This is a genomic window from Massilia sp. NBRC 108631 (assembly GCF_059704565.1).
This window is the reverse complement of record NZ_BAAKJE010000244.1, coordinates 21,623-34,085: the sequence shown is the minus strand read 5'-3', so window position 1 is coordinate 34,085 and position 12,463 is coordinate 21,623. Positions and strand designations below refer to the sequence as shown.

Sequence of the window (12,463 nt, the reverse complement as noted above, 5' to 3'; positions counted from 1 at the left end):
GCCCCTAGTAGCGCTGCGGCGCCACCATCTCCGCGTAGTCGTACAGCGCGCCGAGAATCTGCTCGCCGCGCTCGTCGGCGGTTTCGGACAGCTGGTCGATCTCGCCGAACAACTGCTCCACCGTCCTGGCCCCGGCGGCGCCGTCGAACAGGCGCGCGGCGCGGTGCGCTTCCCAGTGCTCGGCTTCCTGCTCGCTCAAGGTCTGCGGGAAGTTGCGCGCGCGGTAGCGGAACACCAGTTCGCCCAGGCGTGCGTCGTCGAACGGCGGCGTCATCATGGCCAGCTTGGCCGGCGTTTCCTTGCGCATTGCATCGAGCAGGCGGCGGTCGTCCTTGCCGACGAAGCCACCGTACAAATCCTCGTCCACATCGGTTTCCTCGGCCGCGCCGGGACGGTGGTAGACCTGGGCCCACAGCGCAGCCAGGTCGGGCCCGGCCGCGGCCGTCTGCGCGTGGCGCCTGGCTTGTTCCACGTCGATGCCCCAGCGCGCCGCCATCGCCGGCGACAGCGTCTTCAGGTTGGACACCAGCATGGGCGACTTGTTCAGGTGCACGCTCTTGATCGGCAGCCGCGTCACGCCTTCCGGCAGTTCGCTGCTGCGCGTAAACATGCGCATGCGCACCGTGTCCGCGTCCAGGCCATACAGCTCGCTCGGGTCGTAAGCGCAGTCCCAGACGATGACTTCGTTCTTGTTGGTGGGATGCGTGCCCAGTGGCCATACCAGCCCGATACAGCCGCGCTCAGCCGGGAACATGCCGGACACATGCAGGAAAGGCTGGCGCAGGTGCGGCAGCAAATGCATGCCGATCTCGTCGGCCACGCGGTCCTTCTTGTGCAGGGCGAAACAGAAGTCCCACAGTTTGGGCTGCTTTTGCTTGATCAGGCGTGCCAGGCCGATGGTGGCGCGCACGTCGGACAGCGCGTCGTGCGCGGACTCGTGCAGCAGGCCGTTGGCTGCCGCCAGGTGCTCCAGGCGGAAGCTGGGCTTGCCGTCTTCGCGCAGCGGCCATTCTATGCCTTCCGGGCGCAGCGCGTACGTCATGCGCACCACGTCCAGCAAGTCCCAGCGGCCGCACTGGTTCTGCCATTCGCGGGCATAGGGATCGATCAGGTTGCGCCAGAACAGGAAGCGCGTCACCTCGTCATCGAAGCGGATGGTGTTGTAGCCCACGCCCACCGTGCCGGGCTGGGAAAACGCCTGCTCGACGGTGGCGGCGAACTTGTGCTCGGGCACACCCCATTCCAGGCATTGCTGCGGGGTAATGCCGGTGATCAGGCAGGACTGCGGATCGGGCAGGAAGTCGGGCGCCGGCTGGCAGTACAGCATGATAGGCTCGCCTATCTCGTTCAGGTCGGCATCGGTGCGGATCGCGGCAAACTGGGCCGGCCGGTCGCGGCGCGGCTGCGCGCCGAAGGTTTCATAGTCATGCCAAAGGAAAGTTTGCTGGCTCATGGATTCGTTCTATCGGTGGGAGGTATGGCTGCAGTTGGGCTACAGTTCGCCGTTTTCTGGCCGATATGATAAAGGGGAATGGCGTAAACAAGGAGAGCGATTATGGTAAATCCGACTTCACTGAAGCCCGGCGGGGCGGTTGCCGCGCCGCTGGCCAGGGCAGACGCCACCGATTCCGCGCCGCCGGCCCGGGTGCAGGCGCGGCAGCAGCTCAACACTTCCATCATGGAAGCGTCGATGTCGGTGGCCATCAAGTCCGGCAACGAACCGCTGGCGCTGCTCTACAAATCGGCGCTGACCGGCATCAACGAGGCGCTGGCGCCGGACTTCGGCCCGGACGCAATCCAGAAGGCGGCCGGACAGGACAATACGCCGGAAGGGACGGCGGGCCGCATCGTATCGCTCAGCACGGCGTTCTTCGACGCCTTCAAGGCGCAGAACAAGGGACTGGACGACGAAGCGGTCCTGCAGAAGTTCATGGACACCATCCAGGGCGGCGTCGACCAGGGTTTCAAGGAGGCGCGCGGGATACTGGAAGGGCTGCAGGTGCTGCAGGGCGATATCGCCGGCAATATCGACAAGACCTACGAGCTGGTGAAGCAGGGCTTGCAGCAGTTTGCCGACAGCAAGCGGGCGCCGGCCCCGGCGGACGACGGCGCGAACGCCTAGGAGAACAGCGTTTCCTGCACCGCCACCTGGTTGCGGCCGCCGTCCTTGGCGCGGTACAGCGCGGCGTCGGCGGTGGCGATCAGGCCATGGTCGTCCTGGCCCGGCAGCAGGCTGGCCACGCCCAGCGATGCGGTCAGGTGCGGCAGCGGCAAGCGCATGTCGCGGAACACCACAGCCTGGCGAATGCGCTCGCACAGGCGCTCGGCCACCACCACGGCCACCTTGTCGCTGGTGTCCGGCAGCAGCACCATCATTTCCTCACCGCCATAGCGCACCGCGCAATCGGACGGCCGCAAGGCGCCGCTCAGCACTTGCGCCGCCGCGCGCAGCGCCTGGTCGCCGGCCAGGTGGCCATGGCTGTCGTTGAACAGCTTGAAATGGTCCAGGTCGATCATGATCAGCGACAGCGGTTTGCCGGCGCCGTGCGCGCTGGCCACCATTTCCGGCAGCAGGTCATTCAGCCAGGCCCGGTTGTACAGGCCGGTGAGCCCGTCTATCATCGACATCTGGCGGTAGAACTCGCCCAGTTTCTGGCGCCGGCGCAACTGCGCGTTGGCGGCGCGGATGCGGAAGGACAGCAGGCGCAGCAGGTTGCGCGCCACGCCGTTCGATTCGTCGATCAGCCGCCACACGATTTCGGCCTCCACCACCAGCAGCTCGCTGGTCTCCAGCGCCGTCATGGCCGACAGGTTGGCTTCCTCGTCCAGCACCGACTGCTCACCCACGCTCTCGCCCGGCAGCACCTTGCTGACGGTGCCGTCGGCCATGCCGGTGCGGGTGTCGGCGCTTACGGACAGGGCGCCGCTGAGCACGATATACAGCCGCGCGCGGCTGCTGTCGGTGACCGATTCGCCTTGCTGCAGTTGCACCACGGGGCAGTGCGCCAGCGAGCGCGCCGCCAGCGCGGCGTCGGAATCGCGGAACAGCTGCAAGTCGTCGATCCGGTAGCCGGACTCGCTAAAGGTGGTGATCTGCTTCAAGATAAGTTCCGAAAAAAAGAATGAATACTGTGAGGCAATCATAGCGCAAACCGCGCGCGTGGCTACACTGCGCGGCCGCCTTGTGTTTCAATACTGCGACGAACCACAACACGATAAAGCAATGATGTATACCGACGCCCTGGGACAGCCGCATCCCGCCGATCCCGACGCCCGCATCGTTTCGCTGGTGCCCTCCATCACCGAACTGCTGTGCGAGCTGGGACTGGCCGGACAGCTGGTGGGCCGTACCGGATTCTGCATCCACCCGGCGGAAACGGTGCGCGCGATTGCCAAGGTGGGCGGCACCAAGGACGTCAACCTGGGCAAGATCCGCGCGCTGGCGCCGACCCATGTGATAGTCAATATTGACGAAAACGAAAAGCCCACCGCCGACGCGCTGGCCGAATTCGTGCCGCACGTGGTGGTGACCCATCCGCTGGCGCCGCGCGACAACCTGGCGCTGGCGCGCCTGATGGGCGGCATCTTCTGCGCGCAGGCAAAAGCGGAAGCCTGGTGCGCCGCCTTCGAGGCCGAGTATGCGGCGCTGCAGGCCATGCGGCAAGCCGGCCCGGCGCCCGCGCAGACCGTGCTGTACTGCATCTGGCAAGATCCCTGGATGAGTATTTCCAGCGACACCTATATCGCGCGCATGCTGGCAGAGATGGGCTGGCAGGTGCCGCAATTGGACAGCGGGCGCTATCCGCGTTTCGACTGGACGCCGCAGCTGCTGGCGCAGATCGACCAGGTGCTGCTGTCGTCCGAGCCCTACCGTTTCACGGAGGCGCACGTGGACGCGCTGGAACGCCAGATCGGCAAACCGGTGCAATTGGTGGATGGGGAAATGCTGTCCTGGTATGGCAGCCGCGCGTTGCAGGGGCTGGCCTACCTGCGCCGGCTGGCGCAGCGCTAGTGCCTGGTACAGGCGGCTAGCTGCTGGCGGGCCGGCGGCCTATGGTGGATTTATTCGGTGGTTTCTTCGTCGGCTGCTTCCGACACCGCTTTCGACAGCGGCACGTTGCGCTTGTCGTACAGGCGGCCCAGGGCGCTGTCGATGGCGCGCTTCAGCTTGTCGGCCGCGCCGTTGATGGCCTGGTGCAGGGTGGCGGCGTGGTCGCTGACGGCAATCGGCTGATAGCCGGTGATGCGCGCTTCCATAAGGCAACGATTGTCGCCGTCAGCCGATTTCTGGCTGTTGTTGTCGCTCAGGTGGACTTCGACTCGGGTGATGTGTTCGGCAAAGCGGCTGATGGCTGCGGTGACGACGGTTTGGACATGGTCATTCAGGCCAGCATGACGTTCGATGGTCTTATCGGTGTTGACATTGATTTGCATACACTGCTCCCGTTTGTTCATCAAAGCGTACCCGGTTCAGGGGGGACGCGATTCCATCTTACTCCTTTTGTTGCGGCTTGCCAGTTATTGAAGCTTAGCGTTTGCTTAAGCTGCCTTCGACCGCACTGCGCGCTCGGCGTGCGGAAAGCGGTCCATGCGCGACAGCACCGGGAACAGCACGCTCCACAGCCCGGTGACGGCCAGCGTGGCCATGCCGCCGAACACCACCGCGCGCGTCAGGCCGAACCAGCCGGCGGTGACGCCGGATTCGAACTCGCCCAGCTCGTTGGAGGCGCCGATGAACACCGAGTTGACGGCGCTGACGCGGCCGCGGATCTCGTCCGGCGTTTCGTACTGCACCAGCAGGTGCCGCACGTAGACGCTGATCATGTCGCCGGCGCCCATCAGGAGCAGCGCCAGCAGTGCCAGGATGAAACTGGTGGTCGAGCCCAGCAGCACGGTGCAGGCGCCGAACAGCGCCACGCCGCCGAACATCCACAGGCCGACGCGGCGCGTGATGGGGAAGAAGGCCAGCGCCACCGAGCACAGCGCGGCGCCCACGCCGGGCGCGGTGCGCAGCAAGCCCAGGCCGCTCGGCCCCACGTGCAGCACGTCCGCAGCCAGCGCCGGCAGCAGCGCGGTGGCGCCGCCGAACAGCACCGCGAACAGGTCCAGCGACATGGCGCCCAGCACGACCGGGCGCGACATCACGAAGCGCAAGCCCTCCAGCACGCTGTGCCAGCTGGCCGGTTCCTTGCTCACGGCCTGCGGCGCGGTCTTGGTCATGCACATCAGCGCCACCGACACCACCAGCAGCGCGGACGCGGCCAGGAAGACCGTCGTGGCGCCGTAGAAATACAGCAGGCCGCCCAGCGTGGGGCCGAGGATGACGGCGATGTGGAAGGTGGAGGAGCTGAGCGCCACTGCCTTGCTGAAATCCTCCGGCGGCACCATGTTGACCAGCACCGCCTGGGTGGCCGGCATCATGAAGGCGCGCGCGCTGCCGAACAGGGTCAGGATCAGGAACACCGGCCAGACGATGCCCAGGCCGGTCAAGGTAAAGCCCAGCAGCAGCAGGCCGCACAGCAGCTGTGCAGCCAGGCAGAAGGCAATGATGTTGCGGCGGTTGTAGCGGTCGGCCACGTGGCCGGCAGGCAGGATCAGCAGCAGGAAGGGGGCGAACTGCGCCAGGCCGATCAGGCCCAGGTCGTACAGGTTGCCGGTCAGGGCATAGACGTGCCAGCCGATGGCCACATGCTGCATCTGCACCGCCAGGGTGCCGAGCACGCGGGCCGACAGGTAAAAAGCGAAATTGCGGTGCTTGAGGACGGCGAAACCGTTGCTGGAAGAGGACATGGGGACAATGACAGGCTGGCTTAGCCCGTCATTGTGCCTGATGTCAGACAACTGCGCTTGCGGCGGGCCGGACCTTTACTTGGCCAGGTCGGCTTCGCTGGTGAAGGCGTCGGCGTAGAACTCGGTGTCCGGCAGGCCGCACTGCGCCACGAAGTCCCGCTTGGCGCTCTCGACCATGATGGGCGCGCCGCAGGAGTACACCTGGTAGCCGGACAGGTCGGGCAGGTCGGCCATCACGGCCTGGTGCACGAAGCCGGTGCGGCCGCTCCAGTTGTCCTGCGCTTCGGCGTTCGACACCACCGGCACGTAGCTGAAATTGGGCAGCTTGGCGGCCCACTCGCGGCACAGCGCGTCCATGTACAAGTCCTGCGGGCGGCGGCCGCCCCAGTACAAGGTCATGGCGCGCGTGGAGCCGGTGTGCACCAGGTGCTCGACGATGGCCTTGATCGGCGCGAAGCCGGTGCCCGAAGCCAGCAGCACCATTGGCTTGTCGCTGTCGTCGCGCACGAAGAAGGTGCCCAGCGGGCCTTCGAAGCGCAGGATGTCGCGTTCCTTCATGGTGGAGAACACCTGGTCGGTAAACAGGCCGCCCGGCATGTGGCGGATGTGCAGCGTGAGCGGGCCGTTGTCCGGCGCGGTGGCGATGCTGTAGCTGCGGCGCTTGCCGTCGCGCAGCAGGAATTCGATGTACTGGCCGGCGCGGTACTGCAGCGTTTCATTGGCCGGCAGCTGCAGCGAAATCACCACCACGTCCGGCGCCGCTTTCTCGATGGCGGACACGCGCGACGGCATTTTCTTGATCGGGAAGTCGCCGCTGCCGGCCACTTCGCGCGCCTCGATCACCAGATCGGCGTGCGGCATGGCGCAGCAGAACAGCGACATGCCGGCCGCTTCCTCTTCCGGCGTCAGCGCGCGGGCCTGGTGCGGCTTATGCGTTACGCTGCCGGAAACGACCTTGCCCTTGCACGAGCTGCAGGCGCCGTTCTTGCAGCCGTACGGCAGCCCGACGCCGGCGCGCATGGCCGCCGCCAGGACGGTTTCGTCCTCGTCGCAGGAGAATTGGTGGCCGCTGGGCTGAACAGTAATCTGGAAAGTCATACAATCCTTCAAATGAATATCTTGGAAACTAATATCTTGCACACTAAAAAACTCTCCCGCCCGCGCTTGCTGGTGCTGGGCTGCGGCGACGTCGGCATGCGGCTGCTGCCGCTGCTGCGCGCGCAATTCCGCGTGTTCGCCGTCACCAGCCAGCCGGAGCGCCGCGCCGAACTGCGCGCCGCCGGCGCCGTGCCGCTGGTGGCGAACCTGGACGATCCGGCCAGTTTGCGCCGCCTGAAGGGGCTGGCGCAGTATGTGGTGCACCTGGCGCCGCCGCCCGCCGAAGGCATGCTGGACCGGCGCACCCGCCATGTGGCCGCCATTTTACCCGACGCCGCGCGCGTGGTTTACATTAGCACCACCGGCGTTTACGGGGATTGCGGCGGCGCGTGGTTCGATGAAAGCCGGCCGGTGGCGCCGCACAATCCGCGCGCCCGGCGCCGCGTCGACGCGGAACAGGTGCTGCGGCGCTGGGCTGTGCGCGGCGGCGGCCGGCTGTCCATTCTGCGCGTGCCCGGCATCTATGCGTCCGACCGGCTGCCGCTCAAGCGGCTGGAGCTGGGCACGCCCGCGCTGCTGCAACAGGACGACGTCTACACCAACCATATCCACGCCGACGACCTGGCCCGCATCATTGCGCGCGCGCTGTTCAAGGGTAGGGCCAACCGGGTCTACCACGCTGTGGACGACAGCGACATGAAAATGGCCGAGTACTTCGATGCGGTGGCGGATGCGTTCAGGCTGCCGCGCCCGCCACGCCTGCCGCGCGCCGAACTGGCTGCGGCGGTCACGCCGGCTTTGCTGTCGTTCATGTCCGAATCGCGCCGCATGCGCAACACGCGCCTGAAAAGCGAGCTGGGCGTTCGTTTGCGCTATGCGCGCGTTGTGGATTGTCTACAACAGCTGCGCACAACTGGCGCAAGTGAAAGGCAAGCGTAAGAAAAAAGGGACATAATAAATAGATAAGTTTTTGGCAGGAGACGCCATGCATGCCATCCCGCAGCCCAGCAAGGAACAAGTTCGCGCTTATATGATGCAGCGTTGCCGGACGCAGTTGCCCCCGCCGGCGCCGGATGAAATCCGCCGGCAGCTGGGCTGGTGTTGGCAATGCGACAATGGCCGGCCTTGCCTTGTTTTCCCCTCTCCGCAGTTCACCTTCGTCCTCCCCGGCAACCTGGCCCAGCTCAGCGCCCTGTTGACCATGGAATGGCTGTTCCTGGCCGCCGGCTACAGCGTTGCACATTAACTATGTCTTTACCGGAAACGCGTTTTAACATTTCCTAGCACATCATGCAGCAGGGAAATCTATCTAATTCTCACTTTTTTCGTGTGAGATTGGCCTTTGGGCAATTAAAACGTGTATCATACGGCTTAGATGCTATAAAACATAGCAAATGCCCTATGTACGCTAGTGTCATTCTTGTACTTTTCCGGTAAATATTTTGTCAATGTGTCGTTTTTTTTCCAAGAAGACGACCCGAACCTGAACGAATCCGATGACGTCTCTTAAAGAAATTACTGCTTCGGCAACTTACAATCCGAACCGAGTCCTCGACGCAATTATTGAAAAATTGCAACTCAAGAACGATGCGGCCCTGTCGCGCGCGCTTGAGGTGGCTCCACCCGTGATCAGCAAGATCCGCCACAATACCCTGCCGATCGGCGCCACCATCCTGATCCGCATGCATGAGATCAGCGACTTCAGCATTCGCGAACTGCGCGAAATGATGGCAGCCTGATAACACGGCATGCAAAAAACAATGGCCCCCGCCTGTTGCCAGGAGGGGGCCATTTTTATTTGCGTTCCGGTTGTTACGCTTCAGGCGTGATGCGCGGGCGGACCGTGTACATTGCCGCGGGCTGCGGTGCCTGCTGCAGCTGCTGTTGGGTGGCGCCCGAGTAGGCTAGCGTGGCGCCGGAGTAGGCAGTCTTGCCGGTGGCCGCACCCGAATAGGCGGTTTTCGCCTGCACCGTGGCGCCCGAGTAGGCCACCGTGGCGCCGGAGTAGGCGGTCTTGCCGGCGGTGGCGCCCGAGTAGGCGGTTTTCGCCTGCACCGTGGCGCCGGAATCGGCCACCGTGGCGCCGGAATAGGCCACCGTGGCGCCGGAGTAGGCGGTCTTGCCGGTGGTGGCGCCGGAATAGGCAGTTTTCGCCTGTTGCGCGGTGGCGCCCGAATACGCTACCGTGGCGCCCGAGTAAGCGGTCTGGCCGGCGGTGGCGCCGGAGTAGGCCGTTTGCGCCTGCACGGTGGCGCCGGAGTAAGCGGTGTCTGCGCGCACATAATCTTCGCCGAACGTGGCTTCATACAGTTCCTTCATGCGCTCGCCCACCCGGTGGTGCGCTTCCACGTCATCCTCGCCGCGCAGGCCGATGTAGGGGAAATGGTGCAGGAAGTAGCCAAACACGGCCTGGCAATCCACCGCGTATTTCATGGTGTCGAGGATGTGGTAGTGCCAGAAGGTGTCCACGTCCATCAGCGGCGCGGTCTGCTCCTGCGGGAAGGTCTTCATCAAGTACAGGAAGCGGCGATATTCGAATTCCACGGCGTTGGCTTTTTGCAGCGACCAGCCCTCCCCGGATTCTTCGTGCATCAGCTTGACTTTGATGGGCTCCAGATCGAGGTCGGCAATGGCTTGGAAGCTTTCAGCAGAAATCATGAGTGACATCCTTTACTGAGTGGCATAGTTAGAGGTACGCGGTTTGTCTGGGCCGTGGCGGCGAGCGCATGGTCGTTCGGAGTTGGGAACGAGTGTTGATATGGGTCAACGAACCAAGTATATGCAAGTCAGTGCTGAATGCAAGTGCTGATTTTCTATCGTGCTCGGCAATTCCTATACAAGGAAGCGGAGGCCGGGCCGGCCCCCGCTTCACTAGCAAACTGCAAGTAAATCAAGTACTTGCGGCCAGGCGCGGCCGCTCGGTGTAGAACCTGGCGCTTGCCGCCGAGGCCACGCCGGAGTAGGCGGTTTGGGCGGCGACACCCGAGAAAGCGGCCTGCGCCGCCACACCGGAAAAGGCCGTTTCAGCGGCCACGCCGGAAAATGCCGCCTGGGCTGCGGCGCCCGAGAACGCCGTCTTTGCGGCCACGCCCGAGAATGCAGCCTGCGCGGCCACGCCCGAGAAGGCCGCCTGCTTGGCCGCGCCGCGTGCGTAGTCTTCGCCAAAAGTGGTTTCGTACAGTTCCTTCATGCGCTCGCCTACCCGGTGGTGCGCTTGCACGTCGTCCTCCCCGCGCAGGCCGATGTAGGGGAAGTGATGCAGGAAGTAGCCGAACACCGTGTCGCAGTCGGCCGCATATTTCATGGTGTCCAGGATGTGGTAGTGCCAGAAGGTATCGACGTCCACCAGCGGCGCGGTCTGTTCATGAGGAAACTTTTTCATCAGGATCAGGAAGCGGCGGTATTCAAACTCGATGGCGTTGGCACGGTCCAGCGTCCAGCCCTCGCCGGATTGCTCGTGCATCAGCTTGACCTTGATCGGTTCCAGGTCCAGGTCCGCAATAGCCTTGAAGTCGTCGTTCGAATTCATGTGGTCGTTCCTTTTCAAAGGTGGAGGGGTGTTGCAGGAACGATTCTGACCACTTGTGCCGGCTTGCTATTGAGAATTCTCAACCTTTTCTCGGGAAATTCCTATTCGCAACAGGAATGTCCTAGACGAATGTTCAGACGGTTCCGAGACGGTGCGGGAAGGCGGCGGCGCCATGGCTGACCGGCACGGTGACCAGCACGGTGGTGCCGGCGTTGGGCGCGCCGGTGATGGTGCAGGTGCCGCCCAGGATGCTGACGCGCTCCTCGATACCGACCAGGCCGAAGGAGCCGAACTTGTTGCGGCTGCGGTCGTGCAGTCCGACGCCATTGTCGCTGATGCTCATGCTGAGCACGCCGTCCTGGCGCCGCAGTTCCACCCGCACCAGGCTGGCGTGCGCGTGCTGCAGGATGTTGCTCAGGGATTCCTGCAGGATGCGGAAGTAGGCGATGGCGCACTTGTCGTCGATGCCCAGGTCGATGTCGGCGTTGTGTTCGATCAGCTCGCACACCAGGCCGCTGCGCTGGCGGAACTGGCCGATCTGCCATTCCACCGCCGCGCTCAGGCCCAGGTCCAGCACGTTCGGCCGCAAGTCATTGATGATCTGGCGCACGCTCTTGATGGTGTTGTCGATCTGCGCCAGCGTGCAGCGCGCGCGCTCGTGCAGGCGCGCGTGGCGGTGGCTGGTGCGGGTGGTCAGCACATCGGCCTCGATGCGCAGCGCCAGCAGATTTTGTCCCAGGTCGTCGTGGATTTCGCGCGCGATGCGCTTGCGCTCCTCTTCCTTGATTTGTTCGGCGTGCGCGGCCAGGCGGCGCAGCTTGTGGTGCGACAGCTGCAGCTTGGCCTGGCTCTCGCGCAGTTCGCGTGTCATGGCCTTGGCCATGCGGATGGCGCGCAGGCGCGACGAGGACAAGGTATGGAACAGCGCGTAGATCAGCATGGTGCCGGCAAAGCCGGTCAGCAGCGCCAGCCAGGGCAGGAATACGTCGACCCGCGAATACAGTGAGCTCATCGGCGCGGTGAATCGGGCCTGCCATTGGCGGCCGTTGAAGTCGATCGGCAGCACGCAGGTGATCAGGCGTTCGGTTGTGGCGCTGGCGCCGTCGGTGTCGGCACTGTCGTACAGCAGCGCGCCGCCGCTGGCCGGGCTGCCTTCGCTCACGTCCTGCAGTGTCAGGCGCGCGTTGCGCACCGGGATTTCGGCCAGCGCCTCGGACACCAGCCGGTGCACGCTGAAGCCTATGCCGACCGAGCCGACATAGGCGGCGCGCCGCTCGGATACGGTGTTGACCGGCATGTCCGGACGGTACACCGGCAGGCGCATGGCCAGCGCCTGGCGGTTGGGCAGGGTATCGAAGCCGATCGGCAGGCCGGAGGCGCTGAGCATGCCGGTGTCGCGCGACAGCGCCAGCGATTCCGCCACCGCTGGCCGTGCCGCGATATCGACGCCGAATTTCGCCTCCAGGCCGGCCATCGGTTCCATCAGCGACAGGATGGCCGCATCGCCCTGGCCGGCGTCGGGTTTCAGCACCAGTTCCGGGTAGCCGTCCACGCCGGGCCGTGCGCTGTCGCGCACGTGCTGCTCGAAGGCGGCGCGCTGGCCGGCCGGCACATGTTGAGCGAAATTAATACTGACGATGGCGGGAAAATTGCGGGGCAGGTCCAGCCCCCGCACGTAGCGGTGGAAATTTTCGCGCGTGATCGCGTCCGCCGACTGGAAGAAGCTGGCCGTGCCGCGCAGCACGTCGGTGTAGGCTTTGATGCCGGTGGCGATGTTGAATTGGCTGCTGCGTGCCTGAGTGCGGAAGCGTTCGCTCGCCTCGGCCTGCAGCGAGTTGGAGGTGAACGCATGCAGCGCCACGCCCACACCGAGCGAGAGCAGCAGTCCTGTCCACCACAATGGCTGGGTCGGGGAGAACAGTTTTTTTCTTGCGATCAAGGCGCGCATTTCCCCAGGCAGCTACATGAAAAAGTTGATTGAATATATAGACGGCCAATTGATTCCGTCAAGTACGTTCTATTGTATTTTCGGCCATCTGTTGCGCC

General features: G+C 64.4%; 13 protein-coding genes. 5 read left to right on the top strand and 8 right to left on the bottom strand.

Annotated elements, in window-relative coordinates:
• Nucleotides 1-4: 4 nt before the first annotated feature.
• On the bottom strand, nucleotides 5-1,453 hold the full coding sequence (gene sbcB, locus AC6H42_RS26015) for an exodeoxyribonuclease I (protein WP_497549292.1): 1,449 nt from the start codon (nucleotides 1,451-1,453) through the stop codon (nucleotides 5-7).
• A gap of 102 nt (nucleotides 1,454-1,555) precedes the next feature.
• On the opposite strand from sbcB, the gene AC6H42_RS26010 reads away from it, so the two are divergent.
• A complete protein-coding gene (locus AC6H42_RS26010) occupies nucleotides 1,556-2,122 on the top strand; it encodes a DUF5610 domain-containing protein (RefSeq protein WP_057153568.1) in 567 nt (188 codons plus the stop codon).
• Here the strand turns inward: AC6H42_RS26010 and AC6H42_RS26005 are convergent.
• Complete coding sequence (locus AC6H42_RS26005) at nucleotides 2,119-3,102, bottom strand: GGDEF domain-containing protein (protein ID WP_057153569.1); 984 nt, start codon at nucleotides 3,100-3,102, stop codon at nucleotides 2,119-2,121. The two genes, AC6H42_RS26010 and AC6H42_RS26005, sit on opposite strands and share 4 nt — an antisense overlap.
• Nucleotides 3,103-3,223: 121 nt before the next feature.
• Here AC6H42_RS26005 and AC6H42_RS26000 point away from each other — a divergent pair, with 121 nt between their 5' ends.
• On the top strand, nucleotides 3,224-4,012 hold the full coding sequence (locus AC6H42_RS26000) for a helical backbone metal receptor (RefSeq protein ID WP_497549291.1): 789 nt from the start codon (nucleotides 3,224-3,226) through the stop codon (nucleotides 4,010-4,012).
• A 50-nt stretch (nucleotides 4,013-4,062) separates the two neighbouring features.
• Here the strand turns inward: AC6H42_RS26000 and AC6H42_RS25995 are convergent, their stop codons facing one another.
• From AC6H42_RS25995 to AC6H42_RS25985, 3 genes are all read right to left on the bottom strand, one after another.
• Entirely contained in the window at nucleotides 4,063-4,434 is a 372-nt protein-coding gene (locus AC6H42_RS25995) for an HPF/RaiA family ribosome-associated protein (protein WP_057153571.1), read from the bottom strand.
• Between the two features lie 105 nt (nucleotides 4,435-4,539).
• Nucleotides 4,540-5,790, bottom strand: coding sequence for an MFS transporter (locus AC6H42_RS25990; protein WP_057153572.1), 1,251 nt, complete (start codon nucleotides 5,788-5,790; stop codon nucleotides 4,540-4,542).
• A gap of 75 nt (nucleotides 5,791-5,865) precedes the next feature.
• Entirely contained in the window at nucleotides 5,866-6,888 is a 1,023-nt protein-coding gene (locus AC6H42_RS25985; RefSeq protein ID WP_057153573.1) for a CDP-6-deoxy-delta-3,4-glucoseen reductase, read from the bottom strand.
• A gap of 12 nt (nucleotides 6,889-6,900) precedes the next feature.
• Here AC6H42_RS25985 and AC6H42_RS25980 point away from each other — a divergent pair, with 12 nt between their 5' ends.
• The 3 genes from AC6H42_RS25980 to AC6H42_RS25970 all read left to right on the top strand — a co-directional run bounded on the left by AC6H42_RS25980 (nucleotide 6,901) and on the right by AC6H42_RS25970 (nucleotide 8,627).
• Entirely contained in the window at nucleotides 6,901-7,827 is a 927-nt protein-coding gene (locus AC6H42_RS25980; protein ID WP_057153574.1) for an SDR family oxidoreductase, read from the top strand.
• 46 nt (nucleotides 7,828-7,873) lie between these two features.
• On the top strand, nucleotides 7,874-8,134 hold the full coding sequence (locus AC6H42_RS25975) for a hypothetical protein (protein ID WP_057153575.1): 261 nt from the start codon (nucleotides 7,874-7,876) through the stop codon (nucleotides 8,132-8,134).
• A gap of 250 nt (nucleotides 8,135-8,384) precedes the next feature.
• Entirely contained in the window at nucleotides 8,385-8,627 is a 243-nt protein-coding gene (locus AC6H42_RS25970; RefSeq protein ID WP_056403290.1) for a hypothetical protein, read from the top strand.
• Between the two features lie 73 nt (nucleotides 8,628-8,700).
• Here AC6H42_RS25970 and AC6H42_RS25965 read toward each other — a convergent pair whose 3' ends face one another.
• The 3 genes from AC6H42_RS25965 to AC6H42_RS25955 form a co-directional block, all read right to left on the bottom strand.
• The gene (locus AC6H42_RS25965; RefSeq protein WP_497549290.1) at nucleotides 8,701-9,546 is read right to left on the bottom strand and encodes a glycine-rich domain-containing protein; all 846 of its coding nucleotides are present in this window, start codon (nucleotides 9,544-9,546) and stop codon (nucleotides 8,701-8,703) included.
• A 232-nt stretch (nucleotides 9,547-9,778) separates the two neighbouring features.
• A complete protein-coding gene (locus AC6H42_RS25960) occupies nucleotides 9,779-10,417 on the bottom strand; it encodes a glycine-rich domain-containing protein (RefSeq protein WP_057153577.1) in 639 nt (212 codons plus the stop codon).
• A gap of 133 nt (nucleotides 10,418-10,550) precedes the next feature.
• Complete coding sequence (locus AC6H42_RS25955) at nucleotides 10,551-12,365, bottom strand: CHASE domain-containing protein (protein ID WP_082551541.1); 1,815 nt, start codon at nucleotides 12,363-12,365, stop codon at nucleotides 10,551-10,553.
• Nucleotides 12,366-12,463 lie beyond the last annotated feature (98 nt).

What these genes read in the sequence shown, in the direction of transcription:
- sbcB (WP_497549292.1), bottom strand. Translation starts at nt 1,453, where the DNA reads ATGAGCCAGCAAACTTTCCTTTGGCATGACTATGAAACCTTCGGCGCG.
- AC6H42_RS26010 (WP_057153568.1), top strand. Translation starts at nt 1,556, where the DNA reads ATGGTAAATCCGACTTCACTGAAGCCCGGCGGGGCGGTTGCCGCGCCG.
- AC6H42_RS26000 (WP_497549291.1), top strand. Translation starts at nt 3,224, where the DNA reads ATGATGTATACCGACGCCCTGGGACAGCCGCATCCCGCCGATCCCGAC.
- AC6H42_RS25995 (WP_057153571.1), bottom strand. Translation starts at nt 4,434, where the DNA reads ATGCAAATCAATGTCAACACCGATAAGACCATCGAACGTCATGCTGGC.
- AC6H42_RS25990 (WP_057153572.1), bottom strand. Translation starts at nt 5,790, where the DNA reads ATGTCCTCTTCCAGCAACGGTTTCGCCGTCCTCAAGCACCGCAATTTC.
- AC6H42_RS25985 (WP_057153573.1), bottom strand. Translation starts at nt 6,888, where the DNA reads ATGACTTTCCAGATTACTGTTCAGCCCAGCGGCCACCAATTCTCCTGC.
- AC6H42_RS25980 (WP_057153574.1), top strand. Translation starts at nt 6,901, where the DNA reads ATGAATATCTTGGAAACTAATATCTTGCACACTAAAAAACTCTCCCGC.
- AC6H42_RS25975 (WP_057153575.1), top strand. Translation starts at nt 7,874, where the DNA reads ATGCATGCCATCCCGCAGCCCAGCAAGGAACAAGTTCGCGCTTATATG.
- AC6H42_RS25970 (WP_056403290.1), top strand. Translation starts at nt 8,385, where the DNA reads ATGACGTCTCTTAAAGAAATTACTGCTTCGGCAACTTACAATCCGAAC.
- AC6H42_RS25965 (WP_497549290.1), bottom strand. Translation starts at nt 9,546, where the DNA reads ATGATTTCTGCTGAAAGCTTCCAAGCCATTGCCGACCTCGATCTGGAG.
- AC6H42_RS25960 (WP_057153577.1), bottom strand. Translation starts at nt 10,417, where the DNA reads ATGAATTCGAACGACGACTTCAAGGCTATTGCGGACCTGGACCTGGAA.
- AC6H42_RS25955 (WP_082551541.1), bottom strand. Translation starts at nt 12,365, where the DNA reads ATGCGCGCCTTGATCGCAAGAAAAAAACTGTTCTCCCCGACCCAGCCA.